Source organism: Sphingomonas sp. (assembly GCF_019746015.1).
Taxonomy (GTDB): domain Bacteria; phylum Pseudomonadota; class Alphaproteobacteria; order Sphingomonadales; family Sphingomonadaceae; genus Sphingomonas.
In genome coordinates this window covers 1-25297 of sequence record NZ_JAIESM010000099.1, presented here as the reverse complement: position 1 = coordinate 25297, position 25297 = coordinate 1, and the positions used below count along the sequence as shown (strand labels likewise).

Annotated in this window: 29 protein-coding genes and 1 pseudogene; 2 read left to right on the top strand and 28 right to left on the bottom strand. The window is 68.1% G+C overall.

Going from position 1 to position 25297, the window contains the following annotated elements; translation table 11 throughout:
- Both K2Y03_RS13065 and bchI read right to left on the bottom strand, forming a co-directional pair.
- A pseudogene (locus K2Y03_RS13065) lies at positions 1–993 on the bottom strand (magnesium chelatase); the annotation flags it as partial.
- A complete protein-coding gene (gene bchI, locus K2Y03_RS13060) occupies positions 990–1997 on the bottom strand; it encodes a magnesium chelatase ATPase subunit I (RefSeq protein WP_294091223.1) in 1008 nt (335 codons plus the stop codon). The pseudogene K2Y03_RS13065 and the gene bchI, both read right to left, overlap by 4 nt.
- A 36-nt stretch (positions 1998–2033) precedes the next feature.
- On the opposite strand from bchI, the gene K2Y03_RS13055 reads away from it, so the two are divergent.
- Complete coding sequence (locus tag K2Y03_RS13055) at positions 2034–2525, top strand: TspO/MBR family protein (protein ID WP_294091221.1); 492 nt, start codon at positions 2034–2036, stop codon at positions 2523–2525.
- A 6-nt stretch (positions 2526–2531) separates the two neighbouring features.
- On the opposite strand, the gene K2Y03_RS13050 is transcribed toward K2Y03_RS13055, so the two are convergent.
- The 25 genes from K2Y03_RS13050 to K2Y03_RS12930 all read right to left on the bottom strand — a co-directional run bounded on the left by K2Y03_RS13050 (position 2532) and on the right by K2Y03_RS12930 (position 22892).
- Positions 2532–3182 (bottom strand): tetratricopeptide repeat protein, encoded by a 651-nt coding sequence (locus K2Y03_RS13050; RefSeq protein ID WP_294091219.1) that lies wholly within the window; start codon positions 3180–3182, stop codon positions 2532–2534.
- On the bottom strand, positions 3182–3592 hold the full coding sequence (locus K2Y03_RS13045; RefSeq protein WP_294091217.1) for a cytochrome c-type biogenesis protein: 411 nt from the start codon (positions 3590–3592) through the stop codon (positions 3182–3184). Before K2Y03_RS13045 ends, K2Y03_RS13050 begins: the two co-directional genes overlap by 1 nt.
- Complete coding sequence (locus K2Y03_RS13040) at positions 3589–4116, bottom strand: redoxin family protein (RefSeq protein WP_294091215.1); 528 nt, start codon at positions 4114–4116, stop codon at positions 3589–3591. Before K2Y03_RS13040 ends, K2Y03_RS13045 begins: the two co-directional genes overlap by 4 nt.
- Positions 4113–6032: a heme lyase CcmF/NrfE family subunit gene (locus K2Y03_RS13035; RefSeq protein ID WP_294091214.1), complete on the bottom strand. Its 1920-nt coding sequence runs from the start codon at positions 6030–6032 to the stop codon at positions 4113–4115. The genes K2Y03_RS13040 and K2Y03_RS13035 overlap by 4 nt, the downstream gene beginning before the upstream one ends.
- Positions 6029–6463, bottom strand: a complete 435-nt coding sequence (ccmE, locus tag K2Y03_RS13030; RefSeq protein WP_294091212.1) for a cytochrome c maturation protein CcmE — start codon at positions 6461–6463, stop codon at positions 6029–6031. The genes K2Y03_RS13035 and ccmE overlap by 4 nt, the downstream gene beginning before the upstream one ends.
- A gap of 112 nt (positions 6464–6575) precedes the next feature.
- On the bottom strand, positions 6576–7304 hold the full coding sequence (gene ccmC, locus K2Y03_RS13025) for a heme ABC transporter permease CcmC (RefSeq protein WP_294091210.1): 729 nt from the start codon (positions 7302–7304) through the stop codon (positions 6576–6578).
- A 45-nt stretch (positions 7305–7349) separates the two neighbouring features.
- Complete coding sequence (gene nadA / locus K2Y03_RS13020) at positions 7350–8360, bottom strand: quinolinate synthase NadA (protein ID WP_294091208.1); 1011 nt, start codon at positions 8358–8360, stop codon at positions 7350–7352.
- A 66-nt stretch (positions 8361–8426) separates the two neighbouring features.
- Positions 8427–9197 carry a hypothetical protein gene (locus tag K2Y03_RS13015; protein ID WP_294091207.1) on the bottom strand — a complete coding sequence of 257 codons (771 nt, stop codon included), beginning with the start codon at positions 9195–9197 and terminating at the stop codon, positions 8427–8429.
- A 65-nt stretch (positions 9198–9262) separates the two neighbouring features.
- Positions 9263–9916: a DUF4230 domain-containing protein gene (locus K2Y03_RS13010; RefSeq protein WP_294091206.1), complete on the bottom strand. Its 654-nt coding sequence runs from the start codon at positions 9914–9916 to the stop codon at positions 9263–9265.
- The gene (locus tag K2Y03_RS13005; RefSeq protein ID WP_294091205.1) at positions 9898–10758 is read right to left on the bottom strand and encodes an MBL fold metallo-hydrolase; all 861 of its coding nucleotides are present in this window, start codon (positions 10756–10758) and stop codon (positions 9898–9900) included. Before K2Y03_RS13005 ends, K2Y03_RS13010 begins: the two co-directional genes overlap by 19 nt.
- Positions 10759–10866: 108 nt before the next feature.
- Positions 10867–12555, bottom strand: coding sequence for a M56 family metallopeptidase (locus K2Y03_RS13000; protein WP_294091204.1), 1689 nt, complete (start codon positions 12553–12555; stop codon positions 10867–10869).
- Entirely contained in the window at positions 12552–12920 is a 369-nt protein-coding gene (locus K2Y03_RS12995; RefSeq protein WP_294091203.1) for a BlaI/MecI/CopY family transcriptional regulator, read from the bottom strand. The genes K2Y03_RS13000 and K2Y03_RS12995 overlap by 4 nt, the downstream gene beginning before the upstream one ends.
- Before the next feature lie 315 nt (positions 12921–13235).
- Positions 13236–14513 carry a glycosyltransferase gene (locus tag K2Y03_RS12990; RefSeq protein ID WP_294091202.1) on the bottom strand — a complete coding sequence of 426 codons (1278 nt, stop codon included), beginning with the start codon at positions 14511–14513 and terminating at the stop codon, positions 13236–13238.
- Between the two features lie 29 nt (positions 14514–14542).
- Complete coding sequence (gene grxD, locus K2Y03_RS12985) at positions 14543–14875, bottom strand: Grx4 family monothiol glutaredoxin (RefSeq protein ID WP_294091201.1); 333 nt, start codon at positions 14873–14875, stop codon at positions 14543–14545.
- An 11-nt stretch (positions 14876–14886) separates the two neighbouring features.
- Complete coding sequence (locus tag K2Y03_RS12980) at positions 14887–15120, bottom strand: BolA family transcriptional regulator (RefSeq protein ID WP_294091200.1); 234 nt, start codon at positions 15118–15120, stop codon at positions 14887–14889.
- Between the two features lie 4 nt (positions 15121–15124).
- Positions 15125–15442 carry a DUF1476 domain-containing protein gene (locus K2Y03_RS12975; RefSeq protein WP_294091199.1) on the bottom strand — a complete coding sequence of 106 codons (318 nt, stop codon included), beginning with the start codon at positions 15440–15442 and terminating at the stop codon, positions 15125–15127.
- A 103-nt stretch (positions 15443–15545) separates the two neighbouring features.
- The gene (locus K2Y03_RS12970; protein WP_294091198.1) at positions 15546–16547 is read right to left on the bottom strand and encodes an NADPH:quinone oxidoreductase family protein; all 1002 of its coding nucleotides are present in this window, start codon (positions 16545–16547) and stop codon (positions 15546–15548) included.
- Between the two features lie 66 nt (positions 16548–16613).
- Entirely contained in the window at positions 16614–17465 is an 852-nt protein-coding gene (locus K2Y03_RS12965) for an N-acyl homoserine lactonase family protein (RefSeq protein ID WP_294091196.1), read from the bottom strand.
- A 116-nt stretch (positions 17466–17581) separates the two neighbouring features.
- Positions 17582–18547, bottom strand: coding sequence for an NAD(P)-dependent oxidoreductase (locus K2Y03_RS12960; RefSeq protein WP_294091195.1), 966 nt, complete (start codon positions 18545–18547; stop codon positions 17582–17584).
- Positions 18548–18557: 10 nt separating this feature from the next.
- The gene (locus tag K2Y03_RS12955; RefSeq protein ID WP_294091193.1) at positions 18558–19250 is read right to left on the bottom strand and encodes a ferritin-like domain-containing protein; all 693 of its coding nucleotides are present in this window, start codon (positions 19248–19250) and stop codon (positions 18558–18560) included.
- A gap of 62 nt (positions 19251–19312) precedes the next feature.
- Complete coding sequence (locus K2Y03_RS12950; protein WP_294091192.1) at positions 19313–19960, bottom strand: CoA transferase subunit B; 648 nt, start codon at positions 19958–19960, stop codon at positions 19313–19315.
- 3 nt (positions 19961–19963) lie between these two features.
- The gene (locus K2Y03_RS12945) at positions 19964–20455 is read right to left on the bottom strand and encodes a hypothetical protein (RefSeq protein ID WP_294091190.1); all 492 of its coding nucleotides are present in this window, start codon (positions 20453–20455) and stop codon (positions 19964–19966) included.
- Between the two features lie 47 nt (positions 20456–20502).
- Entirely contained in the window at positions 20503–21210 is a 708-nt protein-coding gene (locus K2Y03_RS12940; protein ID WP_294091189.1) for a CoA transferase subunit A, read from the bottom strand.
- 72 nt (positions 21211–21282) lie between these two features.
- On the bottom strand, positions 21283–21975 hold the full coding sequence (locus K2Y03_RS12935; protein ID WP_294091187.1) for a VIT1/CCC1 transporter family protein: 693 nt from the start codon (positions 21973–21975) through the stop codon (positions 21283–21285).
- Positions 21975–22892: an SMP-30/gluconolactonase/LRE family protein gene (locus tag K2Y03_RS12930; RefSeq protein WP_294091186.1), complete on the bottom strand. Its 918-nt coding sequence runs from the start codon at positions 22890–22892 to the stop codon at positions 21975–21977. The genes K2Y03_RS12935 and K2Y03_RS12930 overlap by 1 nt, the downstream gene beginning before the upstream one ends.
- A gap of 66 nt (positions 22893–22958) precedes the next feature.
- Between K2Y03_RS12930 and K2Y03_RS12925 the strand changes: the two genes are divergently transcribed.
- Positions 22959–24620, top strand: a complete 1662-nt coding sequence (locus tag K2Y03_RS12925) for a thiamine pyrophosphate-binding protein (protein ID WP_294091185.1) — start codon at positions 22959–22961, stop codon at positions 24618–24620.
- A gap of 182 nt (positions 24621–24802) precedes the next feature.
- Here K2Y03_RS12925 and K2Y03_RS12920 read toward each other — a convergent pair.
- On the bottom strand, positions 24803–25297 hold a 495-nt coding region (locus tag K2Y03_RS12920; RefSeq protein ID WP_294091184.1), incomplete at its 5' end, for an alpha/beta hydrolase.

The window sequence follows — 25297 nt, the reverse complement described above, 5'->3', positions numbered from 1 at the left end:
CCGGCCGCGCTGCGCCGCGCGCTGACGGGCGCCCTTGCCCTGCGACTGGGCGCGACGCATCGGCGCACCGGCGGCAAGGCTGGCGAGCAGGTCGCGCGGCAGGGCGGCAAGCGCCGCCTCCACCACCAGTTCCTGCGGCGGCACCGCATCGGGGCGCTGCTGTTCCTCCCCGGGCTCGGTGGAGTCGGGCGGTGGCGGCGGTTCGGGCGGCGCCGCGTCCTCCTCGGCCGGGGGCAGGCGCGTCGCGCGCGGGGCGAGCACCAGCCGCGCCGCCAGCGCCAGATCCTCGTCCGCGATTCTCGCCCGCCCCGCCAGCCGCGCCGCGCCCCTTGCGGCGCGCAAGGCAAATAGCGGCGCGCGGGCCGAATCGATGCCCAGCGCCATCGCCGCGCCGGTCAGCGCCTCGAGCGCACCGTCATCAGCCGCCGGCAGCGGCCCATTTGCAGCGGCCGCGCTGTCGGGAACCGCGATGCCCGCCTCCAGATCGCGCAGCACCACCTCGCCCCGGGCACCGCTCAGATCGATGCGGAAGGCGAGCCGCTCGGCCAGCGGCGCGGGCACGCCCTCGCCCTCATCCTCCGCCAGCACCACGAAGCGTGCCGGGTCGGCCAGGCGCAGCCCCTCGCGCTCGGCAATCGCCATGCCGGTGTCGAGCGCGGCCGCCAGCGCCGCCGCCACGCTCGCGCCCAGCCGCTCGGCCATCGGCACGATCACCGCGCCACCATCGGCCGCCGCGAGCAGCCCCGCGCGCGCCACCGGCCGGCCGGCGCTCAGCGTCGCGCCCAGGTCCATGCCGCCATGCAGCCGTTCCTCGTCGATATGTGCAGGCAGGCGCTTGACTGGCGCGCCGGGGGGCAATGCCGCGACCAGGGCCTGCTCGATCAGCGGCATCAGCGGCCCCGCGCCCGCCACCACCAGCCCGCCAAGCCCGGGGTCCGCCGCGCACAGCCTTGCCGCCAGCACCGCATCGGCCAGCGGCTGGGGCGTCGTCATGCCGCGAACACTTCGTCCACCGCCCGCTCGATCCGCACGGTCGAGCCGGTGTCGTCGAGCACGTTGCGGCGCAACCGGTGGCGCAGCGCCAGCGGCGCCACCCGCCGCAGCTCGTCATCGCCCGCCCGGCTCTTGCCCGCCAGCGCCGCGAGCGCCCGCGCCGCGCGCATCAGCGTCAGCTCGCCGCGCAGGCCGTCGGCCCCCACCGTCATGCACAATTGCGATGCACGGGCGAGCACGGCGTCGGGCGTTTCCACCTCGGCCACCCGGTCGCGCGCGCGACCCAGCTGTTTCAGCGTGCGCCGCTCCGCCTTCGTCCAATGTTCGACAAAGCCGGCCGGGTCGCGCTCGAACGCGTCGCACCGCTTCAGGATTTCGACGCGGTCGCTGAGTGACTGGGGCGTGCGCACCTCGACCGACAGGCCGAACCGGTCGAGCAGCTGCGGGCGCAGTTCGCCCTCTTCGGGGTTGCCGCTGCCCACCAGCACGAAACGCGCCGGGTGGCGCACCGAAAGCCCCTCGCGCTCCACCACATTCTCGCCCGAGGCGGCCACGTCGAGCAGCAGGTCGACCAGATGGTCCTCCAGCAGGTTGATCTCGTCGATATAGAGGAAGCCGCGATGCGCGCGAGCGAGCAGCCCCGGCTCGAACGCCTTTTCGCCCAGCGTCAGCGCCCGTTCCAGATCCAGCGCGCCGACCACCCGGTCCTCGGTCGCGCCCAACGGCAGATCGATAAAGGGCACCGGCGCGGTCGCCTTGCCCTTGTGGTGGCGTTCGGGCTCCGGGCAGCGGGCCTCGCCCGGCGCGCAGTGATAGCGGCACCCCGGCGCCACCGGAATGGGCGGCAGCAACCCGGCCAGCGCGCGCACCGCCGTCGACTTGCCGGTGCCCCGGTCGCCGAACACCATGACCCCCCCGATACGGGGATCGACGGCGGCGATCATCAGCGCGAGTTTCATCTCGTCCTGCCCGACAATTGCTGTAAAGGGAAAGGACGCCCGCATCCGGCAGACTGTATCACGCGGTGGACGTTCGACAAGATGGACAGCAGTTATCTGCCAATATACCTCGCCGCCATCTGGGCGATCGTGCTGGGCGTGGCCGGCGGGCTGATGACGCCGCTCGGCTCGTGGTACGAGATGTTGCGCAAGCCCAGCTGGCAACCGCCCGACTGGCTGTTCGGCCCGGCGTGGACCGTGATCCTGTCGCTCGCGGCCTGGTCAGCGGCGGCCAGCTGGTATGCGGCGCAGACCGATGCTGCGCGGGCGACGGTGGTGGTGCTGTTCGCGGTGAACGGCCTGCTCCATTTCCTGTGGAGCCCGCTGTTCTTCCGCCTGCGCCGGCCCGACTGGGCACTGGTGGAGGTGGTGTTCCTGTGGGGGTCGCTGGTCGCGCTGGTGGCGGGGCTGTGGCCGATCTCGGTGCTCGGCAGCCTGCTCATCCTGCCCTATCTGGCGTGGGTCAGCTTTGCCGCGTTCCTGAACCTCACCATCGTGCGGCTGAACGCGCCGTTCGGGGCACGTAGCGGCTGAGGCGGGTTACTGCTGCTGCGGCGCCGGCTGCTGCTGCGCCATTTGCGCGGCCAGCATGTCGAGCAGCGCGATCCGCTCCCCAATCGCGGCACGATAGGTCGCCTTGGCCGGGGTGAGGCGCAACGCCTCCACCCAGGCGGCGCGCGCCTCGCCGATCTTGCCACCCTGGATCAGCGCCAGCCCGAAGAAGAAGCGCGGCGCCGGGTGGCGGGGCGCCAGCGCCATCGCCCGGCGGAACGCGAACAGCGCCGGCGGCGACATGTTGCCGCCGTCATGCGTTGCCAGCACCGAGCCCAGATTGGTCCACACCTCGGCACTTTTGGGGTAGCGCCGCACCGCCGCCAGCGCGACCTGCGCCGCTTCCTGCGTGTTGCCGGCGCGCAGCAGGCCGTCGGCGGCGGTTGCCAGCGCCGCCTCCTGCGTGAAGCGGCCCCACATTTCCTCGCGCAGCGTGACGAACTCGGGCGCGACCTCGATCGCATCGACCTGCGGCTTGGGCGTGGCGCCCGGCATGCCGGGCCGCCCCTGCAGCGCATAGCCCGCGCAGCCCAGCATCAGTACCATGCCGGTTGCCGCCCACAGCATCCGGGGCAGGCGCAGCAGCCACAGCAGCGCGGCCGCTACTGCCGCCAACAGGATGAGCGCGGCCCAGCCCATCAGCCGCGCCGCCGCCGCTTGAACGCACCCGCCGCCAGCCAGCCGCCGCCGATCAGCAGCAGGATCGGCGCGATCCACAAGGGCGCGGTCGACCAGCCGAGCGGCGGATCATAGGTTACATAATCGCCATAGCGCGCGATCAGCCAGGCGCGGATCGCCTCGGGCCGCTCGCCGGCGGCAATGCGGCGGCGGACCAGCGCGCGCATGTCACCGGCCATTTCGGCGTCCGAATCGGCGATCGACTGGCCCTGGCACACCAGGCAGCGCAGCGTGGTCATCAGCTTCTGCGCCTCGGCCTCCTGCCGGGGATCGGGCAGCTGGGTATAGGCCAGCCGCGCCGGGGGCAGCGCCGAATCGGCCAGCACCGGCACGGGTGCGGCGATCAGCAGCAGGGGCGCCAGCCGCCTCATTTCGCTCTGCCCAGCGCGGCGAGCAGGTCGGGTACATCGTCGGCACGGATTTCGCCGACATGCTGGAGGAGGATGGTGCCGTTGCCGTCGATTACGAAGGTTTCGGGCACGCCCGACGAGCCGAGCGCCAGCTGCAGGCTGCTCTCGGGGTCGCTGCCGATATGCTGATAGGGGTCGCCATAGCGATCGAGGAAACCGCGCACCGCCTCCGGCGTGTCGCGGATGGCGACCGCGTCGATGGCGACGCCCGCCGCCTTCAGCCGCGCCAGCTGCGGCGCTTCGGCGGCGCAGGGAATGCACCAGCTGGCAAAGATGTTGAGCAGCCGCGGCTTGCCCCGGGTGAAGGTGGCGCGGTCGAGCCCGGGCTTGCCGGGCAGCATCGGCGCCATCGCAAAGCCGGGCAGCGGCTTGCCCACCAGTGCCGAGCGGACGGTGCGGTCAGCCGGGCGCCACAGGCCGACCACCGCGATGATAGACAGTGTCGTGAACACCAGAAACGGCAGCCAATACACCCAGCGCTTCATGCATATACCGTTGATCTGGAACGGAAATAATCTCGGCGGACGCGTCCGAGCAGCGATAGCGCGCCACCCAGCGCGACGAGCGCGCCGCCCGCCCAGATGAGCGTGACAAACGGCTTCCACCACAGGCGCAACTGCCAGCGGTCGCCATCGGCGGCGCCCAGCACGGTGTAGAGCTGGCCGTCAGCCACGGTGGCAATGGCGGACTCGCTGGTCACCGTCGCGGGTGTCGCGAAAAAGCGCGATTGCGGCGCCAGGTAGAAGGTCGTGCCGCCCCGTTCCACCTTCAGCCGCGCCTCCAGCGCCGACCAGTTGGGCCCAAGCGCGGGCGAAACCGACTGCAGCGTCACGCGGTAAGGCCCGGCGCGCACCGTCTCGCCCACCCGCACCGCCACCAGAGTCTGCTGGCTGAACGCCGTTTCGCTCGCCATGCCGGCAATGCTGACGGCAATGCCCAGATGCGCGATCACCATGCCCCAGGTGAACAGCGGCACGCGGCCAAGGTTGCGCTTGCCCAGCGGCGCGACGCTCGCCACCGCCAGCCCGGCGGCCAGCGCAAGCCCCAGGATCGGCAGCACGCCGGCGTCGCTCGCCAGCAGCAGCAGCGCGGCCAGCGCGAGCGCCGCCGCCGCGATGGGATAGACCATGCGCGCTAGCACCGCGCCGCCCTGGTCACGCCGCCAGCGGATCAGCGGCCCGGCCGCCATCACGGCCATCAGCGCCAGCGCAATCGGCCCCGCCGCCTTGTTGAAAAAGGGCGGGCCGATCGACACCTGCACCCCGAACAGCCCCGCCGCGACGATGGGGTAGAGCGTGCCGATCAGCACGATCCCCAGAATGACCGACAGCAGCAGGTTATTGGCCACCAGCCCGCCTTCGCGGCTGATCACGTCGAAGCCCTGCCCTTCGCGGATCGTCGCCACCCGGGCGCCGAACAGCGCCAGCGCGCCACCGATATACAGCGCGAGCAGCGCGAGGATGAAGGCGCCGCGTTCTGGATCGACAGCAAAGGCGTGAACGCTGGTCAATATGCCCGACCGGACCAGGAAGGTGCCGATCATCGACATCGAAAAGGCCACCACCGCCAGCATGATCGTCCAGGCGCGCAAGCCGTCGCGCGTTGCCAGCACGGTTACCGAATGGAGCAAGGCGGTCGCCGCCAGCCACGGCATCAGCGAGGCATTTTCCACCGGGTCCCAGAACCACCAGCCGCCCCAGCCCAGCTCATAATAGGCCCAATAGCTGCCGGCGGTGATGCCCAATGTCAGGAAAATCCACGCCCCCAGCACCCAGGGCCGCATTGCCCGGGCAAAGGCGGGGCCAACGTCGCGCGTCAGCATCGCGCCGACGGCAAAGCTGAACGCCACCGAGATACCGACATAGCCGATATAGAGCGTGGGCGGGTGGAAGGCGAGGCCGGGGTCCTGCAGCAACGGGTTCAGGCCATTGCCATCGGCGGGCACCGGGAACTGGCGGGCAAAGGGGTTGGAGGAAAACAGCAGAAAGGCATAGAAGCCCAGCGCAATCGCCGCCTGGCTGCCGAGCGTTGCAACCAGCGTGCGCTCCTCCAGCCGGCGTTCGAGCAGCGCCACCGCCGCCCCGGCCACGCCCAATATGGTGACCCAGAGCAGCATCGAGCCCTCATGGTTCCCCCAGGCGCCGGCAATCTTGTAGATCAGCGGCTTGGCCGAATGGCTGTTGTCGACCACCAGTTTCACCGACAGATCGGTGTTGACGAACAGCAGGATGAGCAGGGCAAGCGCCCCCAGCACGATCGCGCCCTGCACCGCCGCCACGCTGCGCACCGCGCGCATGACGTCGGGGTCGCCGCGCGCCACGCTCAGCGCCGCGAGCATCAGCTGCAGCGCCGCCAGCGCGGCCGCGATCCACAGCGCGGCGAGCCCAGCTTCGGCGATCATTGCGCGCGCGTCGGGCCGGCCGGCTTCAGCCCCGCCATTTGCGGGGGCATATAGCGTTCGTCATGCTTGGCGAGCAGGTTGGTCGCGGTAAAACTGCCATCGGGGTTGAAGCGCCCCTCCGCCACCACGCCCGAACGCTCCTTGAACAGATCGGGCGTAATCCCCTTGAAGCGCACCGGCACCGTCGCCTTGCCATCGGTAACGGTGAAGTCGATGGTCACGCCGTCGGGCAGGCGCTTCAATGATCCGCCCGCCACCATGCCGCCCAGCCGCACGTCGCGCCCCAGCGGCAGGCCCTGCTTGGCAACATCGCCGGGCGCGTAGAAGAACGCCGCCTGATCCTTCAGCGCCGACAGGGCAAGGCCGCTCGCCCCGCCAATTGCGACGAGGGCCAGCCCGGCGAGCACCAGCCGCTGATGCTTGGCCTTCACTTGCCGCCCCTTTCCGCCGCCACCATCGCGCGCCAGCTCCACAGCGTGATCGCCGCCGACAGCGCCAGCGTGATGCCATAAGCGGCGGTCACAAAGGGCCAGGGGTCCATCGTCAGGCCTCCGCCGCCATCCGCCGCAGCCGTGCCTCTGCCTTGGCGGCGGCCAGCATCGCGCGCATTCGCATCAGCACGATCGCCGCAAACAGCAGCGTGAAGCCGCCCACCGTGAAGGGCAGCGGCCACAAGATGCTCTTGTCGATGGTGTTCTTGGTAAGGCCGATGCTCTGCGGCTGGTGGAGCGTGTTCCACCATTCCACCGAATAATGGATGATCGGCAGCAGCACGCTACCGGCAATGCCGTAAAGTGCCGGAATGCGCCCGTCGCCGCCGCGCGCCGCATCGCCCCGGGCCAGCGCCATGAAGCCCAGATAGACGAAGAACAGCAGCAGCATCGAAGTCAGCCGCCCGTCCCATTCCCACCAGGTGCCCCAGGCCGGCCGGCCCCAGATCGATCCGGTGATCAGGCAGAGCGCGGTATACATGGCGCCCGGCACCGCACAGGCGCGCGCCGCCGTCATCGCCAGCGGATGGCGCCAGACGAGATAGGTGAGGCTTGCCACCGCAATCCCGCTCCACCCCGCCATGCCCAGCCACGCGGTCGGCACATGGATATAGAGGATGCGCACCGTCTCGCCCTGCAGATAATCGGGCGGCGTCTGGGTGAGCCCGGCCCAGGCGCCGAACGCGATCAGCAGCACCCCGGGCCAGAACAGCGCCGGCGTCAGCGGCCGGGCAAGCTTCAGGAAACGGGCCGGGTTGGCGAGGGCGTGAATCGACGGCACGGTGTCAAGCTTAGTGGATGATTGCGGGTGTTGAAAGGGCTGGCCTCAATCGCCGCTCACGGCCGCAGGGGCGGGGCCAAGATCGCCCTGCCCGACCGTGGCCGACGCCATCGCCAGCATCGCGTCGAGCGACTTTTTGGCGCGAAGCCGCAACCCCTCCTCAATCTCGATCCGCGGGGTGAGGTCGCGCAGTGCGAGATAGAGTTTTTCGAGCGTATTCAGCGCCATATAGGGGCAGATGTTGCAGTTGCAGTTGCCGTCCGCGCCGGGCGCGCCGATGAAGGTCTTGGTCGGTTCCGCCTTTTGCATCTGGTGGATGATGTGCGGCTCGGTCGCCACGATCAGCAGGTCGCCGGGCATGGTCTTGGCAAAGTCCAGAATGCCGCTGGTCGAGCCGACATAGTCGGCATGGTCCAGAATATAGGCCGGGCATTCGGGGTGGGCGGCCACCGGCGCACCGGGATGCTGGGTCTTGAGCTTCAGCAATTCGGTCTCGCTGAACGCCTCGTGCACGATGCACACGCCCGGCCAGAGCAGCATGTCGCGCCCGGTCTTGCGCTTCAGATAGCCGCCCAGATGCTTGTCCGGCCCGAAGATGATCTTCTGCTCGGGCGGGATCTGCGCCAGGATCTTTTCCGCCGACGAGCTGGTGACGATGATGTCGGAGAGCGCCTTCACCTCGGTAGAGCAGTTGATGTAGGTGAGCGCGATATGGTCCGGGTGCGCGGCGCGGAACGCGGCGAACTTGTCCGGCGGGCAGCTGTCTTCCAGGCTGCACCCGGCATCGAGATCGGGCAGCACCACGATCTTGTCGGGCGACAGGATTTTCGCGGTTTCGGCCATGAATTTCACGCCGCAAAAGGCAATGACATCGGCGCTGGTCGCCTGCGCCTTGCGGCTCAGCTCCAGGCTGTCGCCGACATAATCGGCCAGGTCCTGAATCTCGGGCTTCTGGTAATAATGCGCCAGAATCACCGCGTTGCGCTCGCGGCGCAGGCGGTCGATCTCGGCACGCAGGTCAACGCCGGCTAGGTTTTCGCGGACGGGCGCATTCATGGTTCAAACCCCGGTGGTTGCGGCCTGCACATGGCCCGCCGCCGGCCGGAGATCAAGCGCTGCCGATCATCCCGCCGGCGGGGCGGGGTAGGCAAGCGGCGCCACGCTCTCCCCCATCGACCCCATCGTCGCTGCCCGGTAGAGCGCGTCGCCCAGCGGGCTGAACGTCACCAGTTCGATGGCAACAGCCGTCAGCAGGATCGCGCCCAATCCCCAGTGCCAGGCAGGGTGGATGCGGCCGGTGCGGCGAATATCGGCCACCATGCCGGCCGCTGGGAAGATCAGCCCTGCAAAAAACGCCGCCTCGAACGCATAGGGCGTCAGCAGCGGCATCGGCAGCAACCGGCCAAAGCCCGGCCCCAGCAGCAACGTCATCGCGCAGAAATTCAGCCGCCGGTGCCAGTCGCTGTGCCGCCGCAGCGCTATCGCGGCATAAGTGAGCGCGGCAAAGCCGAACAGCGTGGCAGGGTCGAACACCAGGAATTGCTGCGGCAGGAAGAAGAAGGGCACGCCGCCACGCCGCACCATCGCCAGCGTCGCCAGGCAGCCCAGCACGATCATCGCCACCACCCAGAAGGCGCCGATCCAGCCCAGCTGGCGGTGCAGCGCATAGGAACCGCGCGCCACCAGCAGGTTCTGCACCACGTACAGCACCACCCAGCCGAAGAACACCAGCGCATGGGCATGAACCAGTGTCGGCGCGCCGAAGCTGGAGCGCCCCATCACGATGTTGAGCGAAAAGCCCGCGACCAGCACCGCCGCCATCGCCAGTGCGCTGGCCAGAAAAAACTGCCGGTCGTCGGCTTGGCCCTCCGGCCCGATTGCCCGTGTTGCCATGGTGCCGCTCCCCCTCGCGCTGTCGTTGCCCAGGCGGAATGATGACACATCAACTGCCGGTGTGACTAGGGCGCGGGCGGATCGTCAGCGAAGCGCACATCGATTGTCGCAGGCACGCCGGCGGCGCTTAGCGGGGCGGCATAGGCCGACCGCACCAGCCGCCGCGCCGCCGAACGCGCCTGTGCCAGGAGCTGCGGGTCGTGCGCCTGGCGCACCAGTTCATTCTGCCCGGTGCGCAGATTGGCCGCATCCAGCTCCTGCGCGGCATCGACAAGGCCGGAGAGCAGCCCGCCCTCCCCCAGCGTGCGCACGGCCCGCACATCCACCGCCGGGCCTTCCAGCGCGAGCGGCGGCAGCACCACCACCAGCCGGCGCGCGGCCGCGTTCCAGCGCACGTCGCGCAGCGGCACCGCGCGCAGATCGACCAGGTAGCGCACGCGCCCCGGCATCACCAGAATGCGCTTGGTCGCGAATAGGAAGCTGCCACTCTCAGCCGTCACCACCGCCACCGGGTTGAGGGTGAGCACGTTCAGCACGCCCTGCGCGCGCAGATTGGCGTGGACCGCCGCGATCAGGCGGGCCGGGTCGGGCGGGCGCTCAACGATGCGCGGCGGCAGCAGCACGGCCGCGATTGCGCCGCCGGCAATCAATCCCGGCACCAGACCGGCCAGCGCCGGCATCAGCCAGCGCGGCGCGCGGTTCAGCCGGTGCGGCGCCACATCTCGCCCTCGGCCGCCACCAGCCCGCGCCGCGCCAGATCGATCAGATGCGCGCGCACCGATCCGCCGGCCGCGCGGTGCAGCCGCACATCGACCCCGGCATAGAGTGCCGCGACCATCGCCGGAATATCGGCCGGGCCGCTTTCCAGATGGCGCAGAATCTGCCCCTCGCGCTGGCGGCGATGGTTGGCCAGATGGCGGACATGCTGGGTGGGATTTTCCACCGGCTCGCCATGCGCGGGGTAGTAAATGCGGTCGTCGCGCGCCTGCAGCATGGCAAGGCTGGCCATATAGTCGGTCATGTCGCCATCGGGCGGCATCACCACGGTCGTCGACCAGCCCATTACATGATCGCCGGAAAACAGCGCGCCGCTATCCTCCAGCGCGAAGACCAGATGGTTGGAGGTGTGGCCGGGCGTGGCAATCGCGGTCAGCGTCCACCCCTCGCCCGCCACCTGCTCGCCATCGGCCAGCACCCGGTCGGGCGCATAATCCTTGTCGAACGCGGCATCGGCGCGGCCGGCCATATCGTCGCCCAGGTCGAGCACCAGCGGCGCGCAGCCGATGATCGGCGCGCCCGTTGCCGCCGCCAGCGGCCGGCTACCCGGGCTATGGTCATGGTGGGTGTGCGTGATCAGGATCGCCGAGACCGGGCGGCCGCCAATCGCGGCGAGCAGCGCGTCGATGTGGCGGGCGTCATCCGGCCCGGGGTCGATCACCGCCAGATCCCGGGTGCCCACCAGATGCGTCTGGGTGCCAGTGAAGGTGAAGGGCGACGGGTTGGGGGCGAGCACGCGCGCGACGAGCGGCTCCATCTGCACAAGCTGGCCGGTCGGGATCATGGCCATGTTCATGGACCCCTGCCCCCGGCATGACAAGCCAGTGCACATGCACAAAATCCCGGCAGGCTGGGACGCCCGCCGGGCAGGGGACCTGGTTGTCTGCTGCTATCAACGCACGCGGGCGATATTGCTTTCCATCTCGGCAATCGCCTGATCGACGGCTTTGATCGCCTGGTCGCGCGCGGCGCCGGTCAGCTCCGGATTGGCGAGCATCGCGGCCCGGCTGTTGCGCAGCCCGTCGAGCGCGCTGCGATAGGCCTTGCGCTCGATATCGGCGCTGTCGACACGCACCATCTGGATGCGCCCGCCATTGGCCGAAACCATCGCCATCGCCTCTGCCGCGCGGGCGCCTGCCTCGGCGCGCTTGGCAGCGTCGGCGCCGATCTGTGCGACACGGTTGGTGCAGATGATGATGCGGGGATGACCCTTTTCCTTGTCCTGCTTGACGACGGTATCGCCGGTGCCGCCGCAGTTCTTTTCAAGCACTTCGGGCATCTCGACGCGCACCATGCGGCCGGGGGCGGCGCGTTCGAGCGCGACATTGATGTCTTCGTCACCAGCGGGCTCGATCACCTGCACCTTGCCGTCCTTGTCGTGCACGATGATCTTCACCTTCTTGCGCACGACGGTCTTGGTATCGGGGGCCTCGGGCGCAGCCGGTGCGGCAGAGGGCGGCACGGGCGTGGTGGCAACGCCCGGTGCGGCGGGCGCGGCCGGGGCCGCCGGGGCCTGCTGGTCCAGCCGGGCCAGATCGATGCCGGTGGTCGAGCGCACCTGCTCGCGCAGCTTCACTGCTGCCTGGGTGCCCGATGCGGTGGCGCCCAATCCTGCCAGCGCGATGACGCCTGCCACCGCCAGCCCGGCACGATGCTGGGCACTGCTCACCTTTTGCTTCGACAACATCCTCAACCGTCCTTTCAGTTCATTGATGCTATGCAGATGGCACGCGGCCGACACCCAGCCGCCATGCGCCGATTTCACGATCGCGCGGCCATAGGCATGGCGCAGCCGTTCATCCCGGCCGGCGAGCACACGGGCGTCGCAGGCCATTTCCTGGTCGGCGCGAAAGGCGCGGAATGCCCGCCACGCAATCGGGTTGAACCAGTGCAGCCCCAGCACCACCAGCGCGACCCAGTTCGCGATCAGGTCGCCGCGCGCGTGGTGCGTCATCTCGTGGGCCAGCGCGAGCACCTGCTCATCGGCGTCATACCGATCGGCAAAATCGCGCGGAAAAGCGACATATTTGCGCCAGATGCCAAAGGCCAGCGGCCCGGCGGCGGCATCGCTTTCAATGACGCGGATGGTGCCGGGCACGGCGGCGTCGTCACGCAGCTTGCCGCCGCGCAGCACGCGCGCGATGAAGCGGGCGTGGCGGCGCACATGCCAGCCGATGAACAGCAGCGCACCCGCCAGCCACAGCGCGAGCAGGATGGCGGCAATCGGCGCGCCGATGTCGGACACGACCGGCGGCACCACCGCCAGCGACGTGGTGCTGTCTTGCATCACGATCTGCACCTCGGCCAGGCGCTGGGCCTGAACCGCCGCCGGCAGCGCGGCCGGGTTCACGACGCCCGCGACCATGCCATGCTGCGCCAGCCACTCGGTCAGCGGCGCAACCAGCCCGCTCCAATAGCCAGCACCCGGCATCGGCGGCAGCAACAGCCGGGCGAGCGGCAACAGCCACAGCGCATAGGCACATTCCGGGCCGAACGTGCGGCGCACCGGGCCGCGCAAGGCGAGCACCGCCACCATCAACAGGGTCGAGGCAATCAGCGCCTCCAGCGCCCAGGCGATCATTGCTTCAGCCCTTTCAGCAACGCCTCGATCTCGGCGATGTCGGCCGCGCTCAGCTGGTCCCGCTCGGCCATGTGCGCGACCAGCGGGGTCAACCGCCCGCCGAACAGCCGGTCGATCAGCTTTTGCGATTCGCCCGCGACATAATCCTCGCGCGCGACAAGCGGGGTATAGAGATAGCGGCGGCCATCCTCGCGGTGCGCGATCACCTGTTTGGCCAGCAGCCGCCCAAGCAGGGTCTTGACCGTGTTCGCGCTCCATCCGCGCTCCGGCCCCACGCGCTCGGCCACGTCCTGCGCGGACAGGGGCGATTCGTCCCACAGCACTTCCATCACGGCATGTTCAGCGTCGCTGATTCGCTCGGTCACGATTCTCTCCATCGACTACGGGCGTAATCGCACTGACTACGGGCGTAGTCAACTGCAATTCGCAGCGCGCGGCGGGTGGCGCGGCGCATGTCGGCAGATTTTACAAACCGGCCCGCGCGGGCAACCGCGTTAACCAGAGATCACGTTGAAATAGAATGATTTTCACAGGCTGGCACGCTAGCTGCACGGTTTATAATGCCCCCCCGAGGCAGCTTCAGCGGGCGGGCCGATCGCTGATTTTTCCGGTCTCGCGTCGGCCCGCCCCACCCGCTCCAAGGCACGAGAGGGTTCAGCAGCAAGCGACGCGGAAACGACTCAGCCGGCAGCGAGCGCGTTCTGGAAGGCGCGGTCGGCGGCGCGGCGGCCGGTGCGCGCACGCAGCGCCGCATGCGACAGCGCGCGCGGATAGATATCGCCGAACAGCTGTTCGAAGGTGCGGTTCCAGCTGAACTGCTGGGCATGGCCATGCGCCGCCTCGCGGAAGGCGCCGCGCCCCTTGGCCCAGATTTTCATCACATTGGCGGCCATCGCGGCGGCATCGTCGACCGGGCCGAGCAGGCCCAGCCCGTCGGTCACGCGGTCGATCATCGCGCCGCTCGCCACGCCCACCACCGGCAGGCCCGATGCCTGTGCTTCGACAATGGAGATGCCGAAGGTTTCGTCCGCCATGCCCGACACATAAATATCGGCCGAGGCCAGCGCCCGCGCGAGCGCCGAGCGATCACCGACATAGCCCGGAAACGCAACCGGCAGCCCGGCCGCGCGCGCCATCAGCTCCTCGCGCATCTTGCCGTCGCCCATCAGCACCATCGCCGCGCCAAGTTCCGGCGGCAACTGGCGGAACATCTCGACCAGCGTCGCTGCGCGCTTTTCATTGTCCAGCCGCCCGGCATAGACCAGCAGCGGCCCGTCACCCGGCAGGCCAAGCTCGGCGCGATAGTGCGGGTCGCGCCGGTCGGGGTGGAACACGTCGATGTTCACGCCCAGCGGCAGCACCGATGTACGCTTGATCTTGCGCCCGGCCAGCACGGTGCGGATCTCTTCGCTCAGCGTATAGACCCAGTCGAATTCACGATAGGTGATCTCGGCATAGCCATAGGACAGCCAGCGCATCGCCTGGGCAAGTTGTTCGCCCGCCATCTTCTGCGTCACGCGATAGACATGGGCATTGGGGAAATCGGTCGAATAGCCCGCCACCAGCGCGGTTTCGGGAAAGGCGCGGCGGTGGTGGATCGCGGTCCAGGGCAGCACCCATGGGCACAGCGATTCAACAATCGCCGGGCGATATTTGGCCAGAATCTGCCGCACGATCTTGGTGCGCAGGATGAAGCGGTAATTGGGGCTGCCGCGCACCGGATCGGCGCCCACTTCCGCCCAGATGTGGCGGCCGCGGGTGATGATCTTGTCTTCGGGGCCGGGCACGATCTGGAGCAGGCTGTGCGGCGTGTGGTCGAGGATGTAATCCCGCTTGGCACGCAGATAGGTGCCCACGCCGCCGCCGGCGACGGGCGAATAGCTCTGGGTCAGGTCGCAGATGAGCATCGGCGTCAGCGTGGCATCGCTGCGCCGGAGTGCGCCTGTCTCCAATAGCATTCGCCACAACCCCCTGTTGCGGAATCCCGTCAGCCCGCGCTGGCGAGACCCTTTTGTTCGAACAGCTGGGCCAGTTCGCCGGTTTCGAACATCTCCATCATGATGTCGGAACCGCCCACAAACTCGCCCTTGACGTACAGCTGGGGGATGGTTGGCCAGTCCGAAAAGGCCTTGATGCCCTGCCGGATCGCCTGATCCTGCAGCACATCGACCGATCCGAACTCGACGCCCATATGCTGAAGGATCGCCACCGCCTTGCTGGAAAACCCGCACTGCGGAAACAAGGGCGTGCCCTTCATGAACAGCAGCACGTCGTTCTGGCTTACCAGTTCGGCGATGCGGCCCTGGGTGTCGTCGGTCATGGTTACGCTCCTCATTCCGGCACGGCAGTGGTTAGCTGCAGCGCGTGGAGGACGCCCCCCATTCTTCCCCCAAGCGCTGCAAATACGGCCTGATGTTGTTTGATTCGTGGCAAGCCGCGAAAAGTTTCGCTCTCGACACGGGCGGCATAATGGTCGCCGTCGCCGGCCAGGTCGGTAATCTCGACCCTGGCATCGGGCAGCGCGGCGCGGATCAACGCCTCGATCTCGTCAGCGGCCATCGGCATGGCGTCAACCCTCGATCTGGCGGCGCGCTTCGGCGACCTGATCGTTCAGCGCCTGGCGGACGGCGCCTTCATCGGTGGCAACGCCAGCGGCGATGAGATCGCCCAGCAGCTTGCGCACGACATCATCGTCACCGGCTTCCTCGAAATCGGCCTGGACGACGGCCTTGGCATAGGCCTCAGTCTCCTCCGGCGTCAGCTTCATCAGCGCCGCCGCCCAATGCGCCACCAGCTTGTTGCGCCGTGCGATGATGCGGAACGCGGTTTCCTCGTCGCGCGCGAATTTTGCCTCGAACGCGTGCTCGCGATCTTCAAAACTGGTCATGCCGGTTGGTCCTTTTGCCTGATATGGGCGGAGATAGTCGCGGCCGCGCGGTGGCGCAACCGCGCGTGGCCGTGCCGAACGGGGCGAAAAGCCGATGCCGCGGCTAAGCCGCCACGCGCACCACCAGCTTGCCGATCGCGCCGCGCGCGGCCATTTTGGCGATTGCCTTGCCGCCATCGGCGAAATCGAACACGTCGGTGACGAGCGGGGCGATCTTGCCCTCGGCCCACAGCTCGAACAGGCGCGCGACATGCGCCTCGTTCGCCTGCGGGTCACGCGCGGCAAAGGCGCCCCAGAACACGCCGCACACATCGCAGCTTTTGAGCAGCGTCAGGTTGAGCGGCAGGCGCGGAATTCCGGCCGGGAAGCCGACCACCAGATAGCGCCCCTCCCACGCGATGGAGCGCAGAGCAGGCTCGGCATAATCGCCGCCGACCGGATCATAGATGACATCGGCGCCACCCGCGCCCAGCGCCGCCTTGAACTGGTCGGCCAGCGCCTTTGACTGGTCCTTGTCGAACGGGGCGCGGCCATAGATCAGCGTGTCGTCGGCGCCCGCCGCGCGGCAGGCGGCGGCCTTTTCCTCCGAGGACACCGCCGCGATCACGCGCGCGCCATAGGCCTTGCCCAGCTCCACTGCCGCCAGGCCGACGCCGCCCGCCGCGCCCAGCACCAAGAGCGTATTGCCCGGCTTCAGATGCCCGCGATCGAGCAAAGCATGGATGGTGGTGGCATAGGTAAGCAGGAGCGCCGCGCCCTCTTCAAAGCTGCGCCCCTCGGGCAGGGGATAGAGGCGGGCGGCATCCGCCGCCACCTTCTCCACCAGCCCGCCATGGCCGATGGTGCCCAGCACCCGGTCGCCGGGGCGGAACCGCGTCACCCCCTCGCCCACTGCTTCGACGACGCCCGCAATCTCGCCGCCGGGGGCAAAGGGGCGCGCCGGGCGGAACTGATATTTGTCCTCGATGATCAGCACGTCGGGATAGTTGATCGCGCAGGCCTTGACCGCGACGACCACCTGCCCCTTGGCCGGCACGGGATCGGGCAGCTCGTCGATCACCAGAGTGTCCGGCCCGCCCGGTGTTTTCGACAGAAGTGCCCGCATCATTCTCTCCCTTTATCGGTCTGCGCCGTTTCTTGCCGGGCCGCGGCGGGTGCGTCCAGCCCGGTGTTATTCGGCAGCGGCGGGAAAGGCCGGCAGCTTGGCGATGTCGCGGGCATCATGCTGGATGATCACCGTCGCCTTGGTGTTGGCGGCCAGCTTGTTGAACCGGTCGAACGAGGCCAGCGTCTGCGACCGGTCAAAATTGAAGGTCGGCACGCCGTTGATCGGCAGATTCTCACGGAAATGCACCTGATCGCCCGACAGCAGCACCGGCCCGCGCCCGGCGAGCTTCACCAGCAGGCCGTGATGCCCCGGGGTATGGCCGGGCAGATCGATCATCGTCACGCTGCCGTCGCCGAACACGTCCTTGTCCCCGCTCACCGGCTCCACCGTGCCGGGGCCGCCGATCCAGTTCTTCAGCGCTGCCGGATCGGCGCCGTTGCGCGGCGGCGTGGCGGCGAGCGAGTCGTAATCGCCCTTGCCGATCAGCAGCTTGGCCTGCGGAAAGGCGGCCGCCTGGCCGATATGGTCGAAATGATAATGGCTGATGCCGATCGTCGAGATATCGGCCGGCTTCACCCCGATCTGTGCGAGCTGCTCGACGATCGTCACGGTCACCGTGGCCGAAATCGGCGCGGTATCGCTGGTCGGCACGCCTTTCAGCGCGGCGGGCAGGCCGGTGTCCCACAGCATATAGCTGTCGCCGTGCTTGATGAGGTAGCAGCTGGCGGTGAAGCGCATCCGGCTGTTGGCCGGAAAGGCGCGGGTGTCGTTGAAGGTGTTGAGGTCGTTGATCTGCGCGGCACCACAATCGAGCCGCCACAATTTGACCGTGGCCGTCGGCTTGCCGCTCGCCGCAAAGGCGCACACACCCGACAGCAATGTGCCTGCCACCAGCAGGACCAGAACCCGCTTCATCGCCCGCACTCCCCTTTTGCGCGTGGCCGGTGTTCGGCCGTCTTTTTCGCGCCTTATGCGTGCAGACCTAGCGCATTAACGCTGTTGGCGAAAGCACATGTCGCCGCGCGCCGGGCTCAGCTGCCCCGGTTCGGGGCCACCAGCGGCGAGACATAGGCCGGGTCATGCTCGAAGGGCAGCGGGCCACCCGCGCGCAGTGCCGCCAGCACCTCGGCAAAGCCAGTGCGGCAGCGAAAGCCCAGCAGCCGCTCGGCACGGCGCGCGTCATAAACCCGGTCGAGCGTGCGCGGCAATTCCCACCCGCGCGCGGCATAGAGCGCCGGCGCATCGGGAAAATAGCGGGCGATGACGGTGGCCGCGTTCACCTTCAGCGGCAGCACATCATCCGGCGAAAAAGGCGTAGGCGCCGCCACCACAAAAATGCCGAAGCCCAGCTGCGGCGCGCGGTCGATCGCCGCCAGATGCGCAGCCGCCGCATCCTCCACCGTCAGCCGCCGGTTGAGAAACTCGTTGGCCTTCAGATTTTCGCCCTCGACCGAATGATCGCTGTCGTCATCTTCGGGAAAGAAGCGGCCGGTGCGCAGCACCACGGCGCGCAGCGCGTGGCGCTGGTGATAGAGGCGGCACAATTGCTCGGCCGCCAATTTGGTGATGCCATAGATGTTGCGCGGCTCCAGCGGCGCGAAACTCTCATCGAGCCAGATCGCCGTGTCGCTCGCGCCGGCGCGGATTTCGGCGGAAATCATCAGCGACGTGGTCGAGGTGAAGACGAAGCGCTGCACGCCATGCGCAACCGACGCCTCCAGCAGGTTGAGCGTGCCGGTCACGTTCACATCGACAAACGCCTGTGCGGGATAGCGCACGATGTCCGGCTTGTGGAGCGCGCCCGAATGGACGACCGCGTCGAAGCGGTGCTCGGCGAACAGCGCCTCGACCAGCGCGCGGTCGGCGACCGATCCGATCACGTCGGTATCGGCGCCCGGCGCCACGTCCAGCCCCACCACCCGATGCCCCGCCGCGCGCAGCATGGGTGCGGTGAACCGGCCAAGCCAGCCCGACGATCCGGTGAGAAGCACCCGCATGACCGGCGCCTTAAGCCGCGATTGTTACGGATTCAACGCCTTGACGGACAACGCCCTGAAACTCGCCAGCATCCGCCCAGTCCCGCCGCCGCTGGAGCCCGGGATTGAGATAGAGCGCAGGAATCTTGAACAGCAGCAACTCGCGGTGGATCCAGAAATCGACCAGCCGTTCGGGCCACCGCGCCAGCCGCCGCCCCTGGCGGACCAGCCAGCCTTGATAGGGTTGCCAGTGGCTGGGTTCATCGCGTTCGATAATGCGAAAAATCCTCATCATCACCGGATCGCTGCGCACCAGCGGCGACCGCAGCAGAATATCCACCTGCCGCATCCCGCGCTGCTCGGTCAGCATGATGACGCGGCACAGCCTTTCAAACAGCGCATCACTGGCGATGATCGCGTCGGTATCGAGCGCCTCGATGCTTCGGCCGAACATGATTTCGATGAACCGGTCGATATGCCCGCAGGTCCGATCGACCTGGAACGGCATCTGACCATTCAGTTCGAACCAGCGCTTGAACATCAGATAATGTTTGCGCTCATCAGCGCGGTGTTTCTCCACCGCCGCGATAAAGCCCAGATCATCGGGACAGCGGGCGCGCACCGCCTCCAGCACGCGGTCGATGCTGGTGTAGCCGCGATGCTCGTTATAGATGTAAACCGACGCCAAGATGTGAAGATAACGGCTGCGTAACATCTTGAACATAAACGCAACTTACGCGCCCAACGCGTAATGGGCAACCGCTGTGATCGCCCCGCCTGCAGACCTCAGGCCGGGATCGCTTCCCGATAATGCGCACTCGTCCGGGCGCGCACATCCGCCGCCGTTACCCCCGGCGCCAGTTCGATCAGCTCGAACGGGCTCTGGTGGTCGGGCCGGTGGAACACCGCCAGATCGGTGATGATCATGTCGATCACGTTGCGGCCGGTCAGCGGCAGGGTGCAGGCCGGAATGAACTTGGGGTCGCCGTTTTTCGACGTGTGCTCCATCACCACGACGATGCGCTTCACGCCGGCGACCAGGTCCATCGCCCCGCCCATTCCCTTGATCAGCTTGCCCGGGATCATCCAGTTGGCGATGTCGCCGCCTTCGGAGACTTCCATCGCGCCCAGCACGGTCAGGTCGATATGCCCGCCGCGGATCATGGCGAAACTGTCCGACGAGCTGAAATAGACCGATTGCGGCAGCTCGCTGATCGTCTGCTTGCCGGCGTTGATCAGGTCGGGGTCGACCTGATCGGGGTACGGAAACGGCCCGATGCCGAGCATGCCGTTCTCGCTCTGCAGCGTCACGTCCATGCCGGCCGGAATGTGGTTCGCCACCAGCGTCGGGATGCCGATGCCCAGGTTTACATAGAAACCGTCCTGCAGTTCCTTCGCCGCCCGCGCGGCCATGTCGTCACGAGTCCAGGGCATGGTTCACTTCTCCTGCGGCGCGGGCTTGGGGCTGGTTGGCAGATAGGGTTCCGGCACCGGATAAGCCGCCGTTTCCCTTTGCCAGCTGATCGACAGGATGCGCCACTTGCCGGCAACCCGCACCAGCTGGATCGAATTGATGCCGCGCGCGAACGGCGCGCCATCCGCCGTGCGGCGGCTTTCATAGGTCGAAAAGACGTGCGCAACATTGCCATAGCGTTCAATGCGGCGCGCGATCTCGGAGTCGAAGAAGCCCTCCTTGGCCACAACCGCGCTTGAGCGATCAACATAGTCCTGCTGGGTGAGCACCCGCAGGCCATTGTCGCTGACCGGCACCAGCCGCCCCTCGGGCACGAACAGCGCCTTGAACCGCGCCCAATCGCGCGGGCCGGGGGGACCGGACATGACGTCATAAAGCGCAGCGATGACGCTATCGATCGTCGCACCGTCGTCTGGCGCCTGCGCGGTCGGCGCCTGCTGAGGCTTGGCCTGCACGGGAAGAGCAAGCGCCAAGGCGGCGCCCAACATCATCGCCACGCGCATCATGCAGTCTCCCGCTCGCGCGTCGTCACGAATTCGATCTTCTTGTCATAGGGGGCACCCAGGATCAGGCGGTTGACGTAGATACCGGGCAGATGGACCTGATCGGGGTCAAGGCTGCCCACTGGCACCACTTCCTCCACTTCCGCCACGCAGGTGCGGCCGGCGGTCGCCATCGGCTGGTTGAAGTTGCGCGCGGTCTTGCGGAAAATGAGGTTGCCGGCCTCGTCCGCCTTCCACCCCTTGATGATCGACAGGTCGGCAACGATCCCGCGCTCCAGGATATAATCCTCGCCGTCGAACTGCATCACCGGCTTGCCCTCGGCCACCAAAGTGCCGACCCCGGTCTTGGTGTAGAAGCCGGGAATGCCCGCGCCCCCTGCCCGGCACCGCTCGGCCAGCGTCCCCTGCGGGCAGAATTCCACCTCCAGCTCGCCGGAGAGATATTGCCGCTCGAACTCCTTATTCTCGCCGACATAAGACGAGATCATCTTCTTCACCTGGCGCGTGCGGAGCAGCTTGCCCAGCCCCTCACCATCGATGCCGGCATTGTTGCTGGCGATGGTCAGATCCTTGACGCCGGCATCGCGGATCGCGTCGATCAGCCGTTCGGGAATGCCGCACAGGCCGAAACCGCCCGCGCAGATCAGCATGCCGTCCTTGAGCAGCCCGTCGAGCGCGGCGGCGGCGTTGGGATAGAGCTTGTTCATGGGCCACGATTCTCCGTTGCTGTATCGGCCGTTACCCCGCGCCACCCGGGCGGGCAAGCGGGGCTGGTACGCCTAGACCTGCGCGCCGACCAGCCGGCCGATCAGGGCGGTCGCCGCCATCGCCGCTGCCCCCCAGAAGGTGACGCGCACTGCACCGGGCAGCATCGGCGCGCCGCCCAGCCATGCCCCCAGCGCCCCGAGCGCCGCCAGCAGCGCGAGCGTGCTCACCACGATTGCCGGCGCCAGCAGCCCGCCCGGCACCACCAGCACCATCAGCACGGGGAAAACCGCCCCGGCGGCAAAGCTGGCGGCGGAGGCCAGCGCTGCCTGCACCGGCCGGGCGGCAGTGGCGCCGTGCTGGCCGAGTTCGTCGCGCAAATGGGTGCCGAGCGGATCGCGCGCGGTGAGCTGATCCGCCACCTGCGCCGCGAGTGCTGCATCGAGCCCGCGTGCCTGATAGATGGCGATCAGCTCGGCGCGTTCGGCATCGGGCACTTCGACCAGTTCGCGGATTTCCCGCGCGCGGTCGGCGGCTTCGGCATCGGCCTGCGAGCTGACCGAGACATATTCGCCCGCCGCCATCGACATGGCGCCCGCCACCAGCCCGGCGATCCCGGTCAGCAGCAGCGCGCTCACGCTGCCGCGCCCCGCCGCCACCCCCAGTACCAGGCTGGCGGTCGACAGGATGCCGTCATTCGCGCCGAGCACGGCGGCGCGCAGCCAGCCGATCCGGTCCATCGCATGGCCTTCGCGGTGCGGCATCATCACAGCCCCGAATGGTGCAGCTTCAGGCCCGGGCGCGGCCAGGCCATGCTGACCAGCTGGCCCGACCCCGACAGGGTGATGAAGGCGGTGCGCCGGTCCGGCCCGCCCCAGCAGATATTGGTGGTGAAAATGTCGGGCGTGGGCACGAACTCGACCAGTTCGCCCGCCGGAGAGATCACCGAAATCCCGCTCTCGCCGATGGTGGCGACGCAGATATTGCCGCCCTCCTCCACCCCCAGCGAATCGAAGAATTTGTACCCCGCCGGGCGATAGAGCGGGATGCCCGGCCCGCCCGGCCCCGCGTCCGCCGCGACCTCGCCGGGCGCGGTCACCCGGAACGCCATCAGCCGGCAGGTATAGGTTTCCGCCGCATAGAGCGTGGCGCCATCGGGGGAGAGGCCGATGCCATTGGGGTTTTCGCTGGGGAAGATCACTTCTTTCAACAGGCTGCCATCAGCCCGGGCATAGAAGATGCCGGTCACGTCGCGGGTCCGTTCGCGGGTCTTGCCATGGTCGGTGAACCAGAAGCCGCCCTCGCCATCGAAGACAATGTCGTTGGGGCCGCGCAGCACACAGCCGAAATCACCGTCTTTGTAGAGCGTCTCGCAGACACCGGATTCAAGGTCGATGCGCTCTATCCGGCCGCCGGAATAATCGTCGGCCTGGCCATGCGGCACCAGAAAACCGTTGTTTTCCAGCCATTTGAACCCGCCATTGTTGCAGCAATAGAGCTTGCCGTCCGGCCCCAGCGCCAGGCCGTTGGGGCCGCCGCCGGGCCGCGCCACGACAGTGCGCCGCCCGTCCGGCCACAGCCGGGTGATGCAGCCGGCGGCGATCTCCACCAGCACCACGCTGCCATCGGGCAGCGCGACCGGCCCTTCGGGAAAGCGCAGGCCCGTGGCGACGGTGGTGAACATGGCGGTGGCGATCCTCCGATAGTTTGCGCCATGCTAGTCCTTGGCTATGGCAGTGCCAAGGAGAGCATGATGACCTTGCGCACGGGCGGCCGGATTCTTGTCGACAATCTGCTGGCACAGGGGTGCGACCGCATCTTCCAGGTGCCGGGCGAAAGCTTCCTCGCGGTGCTCGATGCGCTGCACGACACGCCGCAGATCGAGGTGGTGACGTGCCGGCAGGAAGGGGGCGCGGCGTTCATGGCCTGCGCCGACGGGGCGCTGACGCAGCGGCCGGGCGTGTGCTTCGTGACGCGTGGCCCCGGCGCGACCAATGCCAGCATCGGCGTGCATGTGGCGATGCAGGATTCGCAGCCGATGATCCTGTTCATCGGCGATGTCGACCGGGGCATGCGCGACCGCGAGGGGTTTCAGGAAATCGACCTCGTGGCGATGTTCACGCCGCTGGCGAAGCTCGCGCTCAGGATCGACGATGCGCGCCGCATCCCGGAATATGTCGCGCGAGCGTATAACGTCGCGATCAGCGGCCGGCCGGGGCCGGTAGTGATCGCCCTGCCCGAAGATATGCTGCGCGATGAGGTCGAGGCGGTGGATCGCAATCCGGTCGATCTCTACCCGGTCGATTACGACCCCGATGATTTTGCGCCAATCTTCGCGTTGCTGCGCGGCGCCAAATCACCCGTGGCGATTGTTGGCGGGGCGGGATGGGACGAGCATGTCGCCACCGCATTTGAAGGATTTGCGAGTGATTGGGGCATCCCCATTGCGGGCGCCTTCCGCCGCCAGGATGCAATCAGCAATGCATCGCCGGTATGGGCGGGCAATCTGGGCTATGGCCCCAATCCCAAGCTCGTCGCCCGCATCATGGCGGCCGATGTGCTGCTGGTCGTCGGGGCACGGCTGGGGGAAGCGACCACCGATGGCTATTCCCTGATCACGCCGGACCACCCCGGGCAGACGCTGATCCACATTCATCCCGACCCCAGCGAGCTAAACCGCGTTTATCGCGCCGATATCGCCGTTGCCGCCGATGTGCTGGCGTTCGCTGACATGCTGACGGTTGAACCGGCACCGCAAACGCCGCATGCGAGCGGGTCCGAAGCGCATGCCGAATGGCTGGACTGGTCCACGCCAAAACCGCGCGACGGCGTCACCCTCGACCTCGGCCTATGCGTCGCCGCGATGCGGGAGCGGCTGACGCCCGACGCCACGATCATCTGCAACGGCGCAGGGAATTTCTCCGGCTGGTGGCACCGCTATTGGCATTATGGCCCGCCCGGCACCCAACTCGCCCCCACCGCCGGCGCGATGGGATACGGCGTCCCCGCCGCTGTCGCTGGAGCTCTCAGAAGCCCCGACAAGACCGTGGTCGCGGTGGCGGGGGACGGCGATTTCCTGATGAACGGGCAGGAACTGGCCACCGCCATCCAGCACGGCGCGAACATGCTCGTCATCGTCGTCGACAATGGCGGCTATGGCACGATCCGCATGCATCAGGAGCGCGAATACCCCGAGCGCCTGAGCGGCACCGCGCTCCACAACCCCGATTTCGCAGCGCTCGCCAGGGCCTATGGCGCGTGGTCCGAAACCGTCGAGACGACCGAACAATTCGGCCCCGCGCTCGACCGTGCGCTGGCGCAGGACGGCGTCAAGCTGCTGCACCTGAAGACCGATATCGAGGTGATCACCAATTCAACCACCATCGGCGCGATCCGCGCCCGCCCGCGCTGAAGGGGGGCCGGGGTTGAGAAGGGACGGCTTGTAATCGAACCGATGCAACCCTGATCCTGCTAACCGTCACCCCGGGCTTGACCCGGGGTCCCGCTTCTCTCGACACCAAGGCAGCGGGGCCCCGGCTCGGGGGCCGGGGCGACGTGGCGCCTGGTTCAGCGGCAACGTCAGGCGATCATCCCCTAACCCGCCACCTGCTTCAGCCAGGCCTCGACGGCGGCGAAATTGGCGCGCCAACCGCTGGGGTTGCGATCCTCGCGCAAGCTGGAGGAGCCGTGCACCCCCGCCCGTGGCCGATAGAGCGTTGCCCGGCCGCCGGGCACGCGGGCGGCGATTGCAGCAGCGGCGGCCAGTTCGCCCTCGTCGCTGGCGGCGGTGATGAACACCGGCACGTCAAGCGTGGCGGCGGCGGTCTTCACCGGATCGCCCGCACCTATATATTCGCTGGGCGAAAAGGCCAGCACGCCCGCCACCCGCCCCTTGTTGGCAGCGGCGAGCGGAAAGACGAGCGCGGAGGAATAGCTGCTGCCCCAGATCAGCACTGGCAACCCGCGCCCCTGTGCCCAGTCGACCGCGGCCTGAAGATCGGCCCGGGCGGCGGCATAATCGGCGCTGCCGCCCAGCGCCGCCACCGTCTGGTTCGGCCCGAACAGGTCGCCGCCGGCGCGGGCATCGAT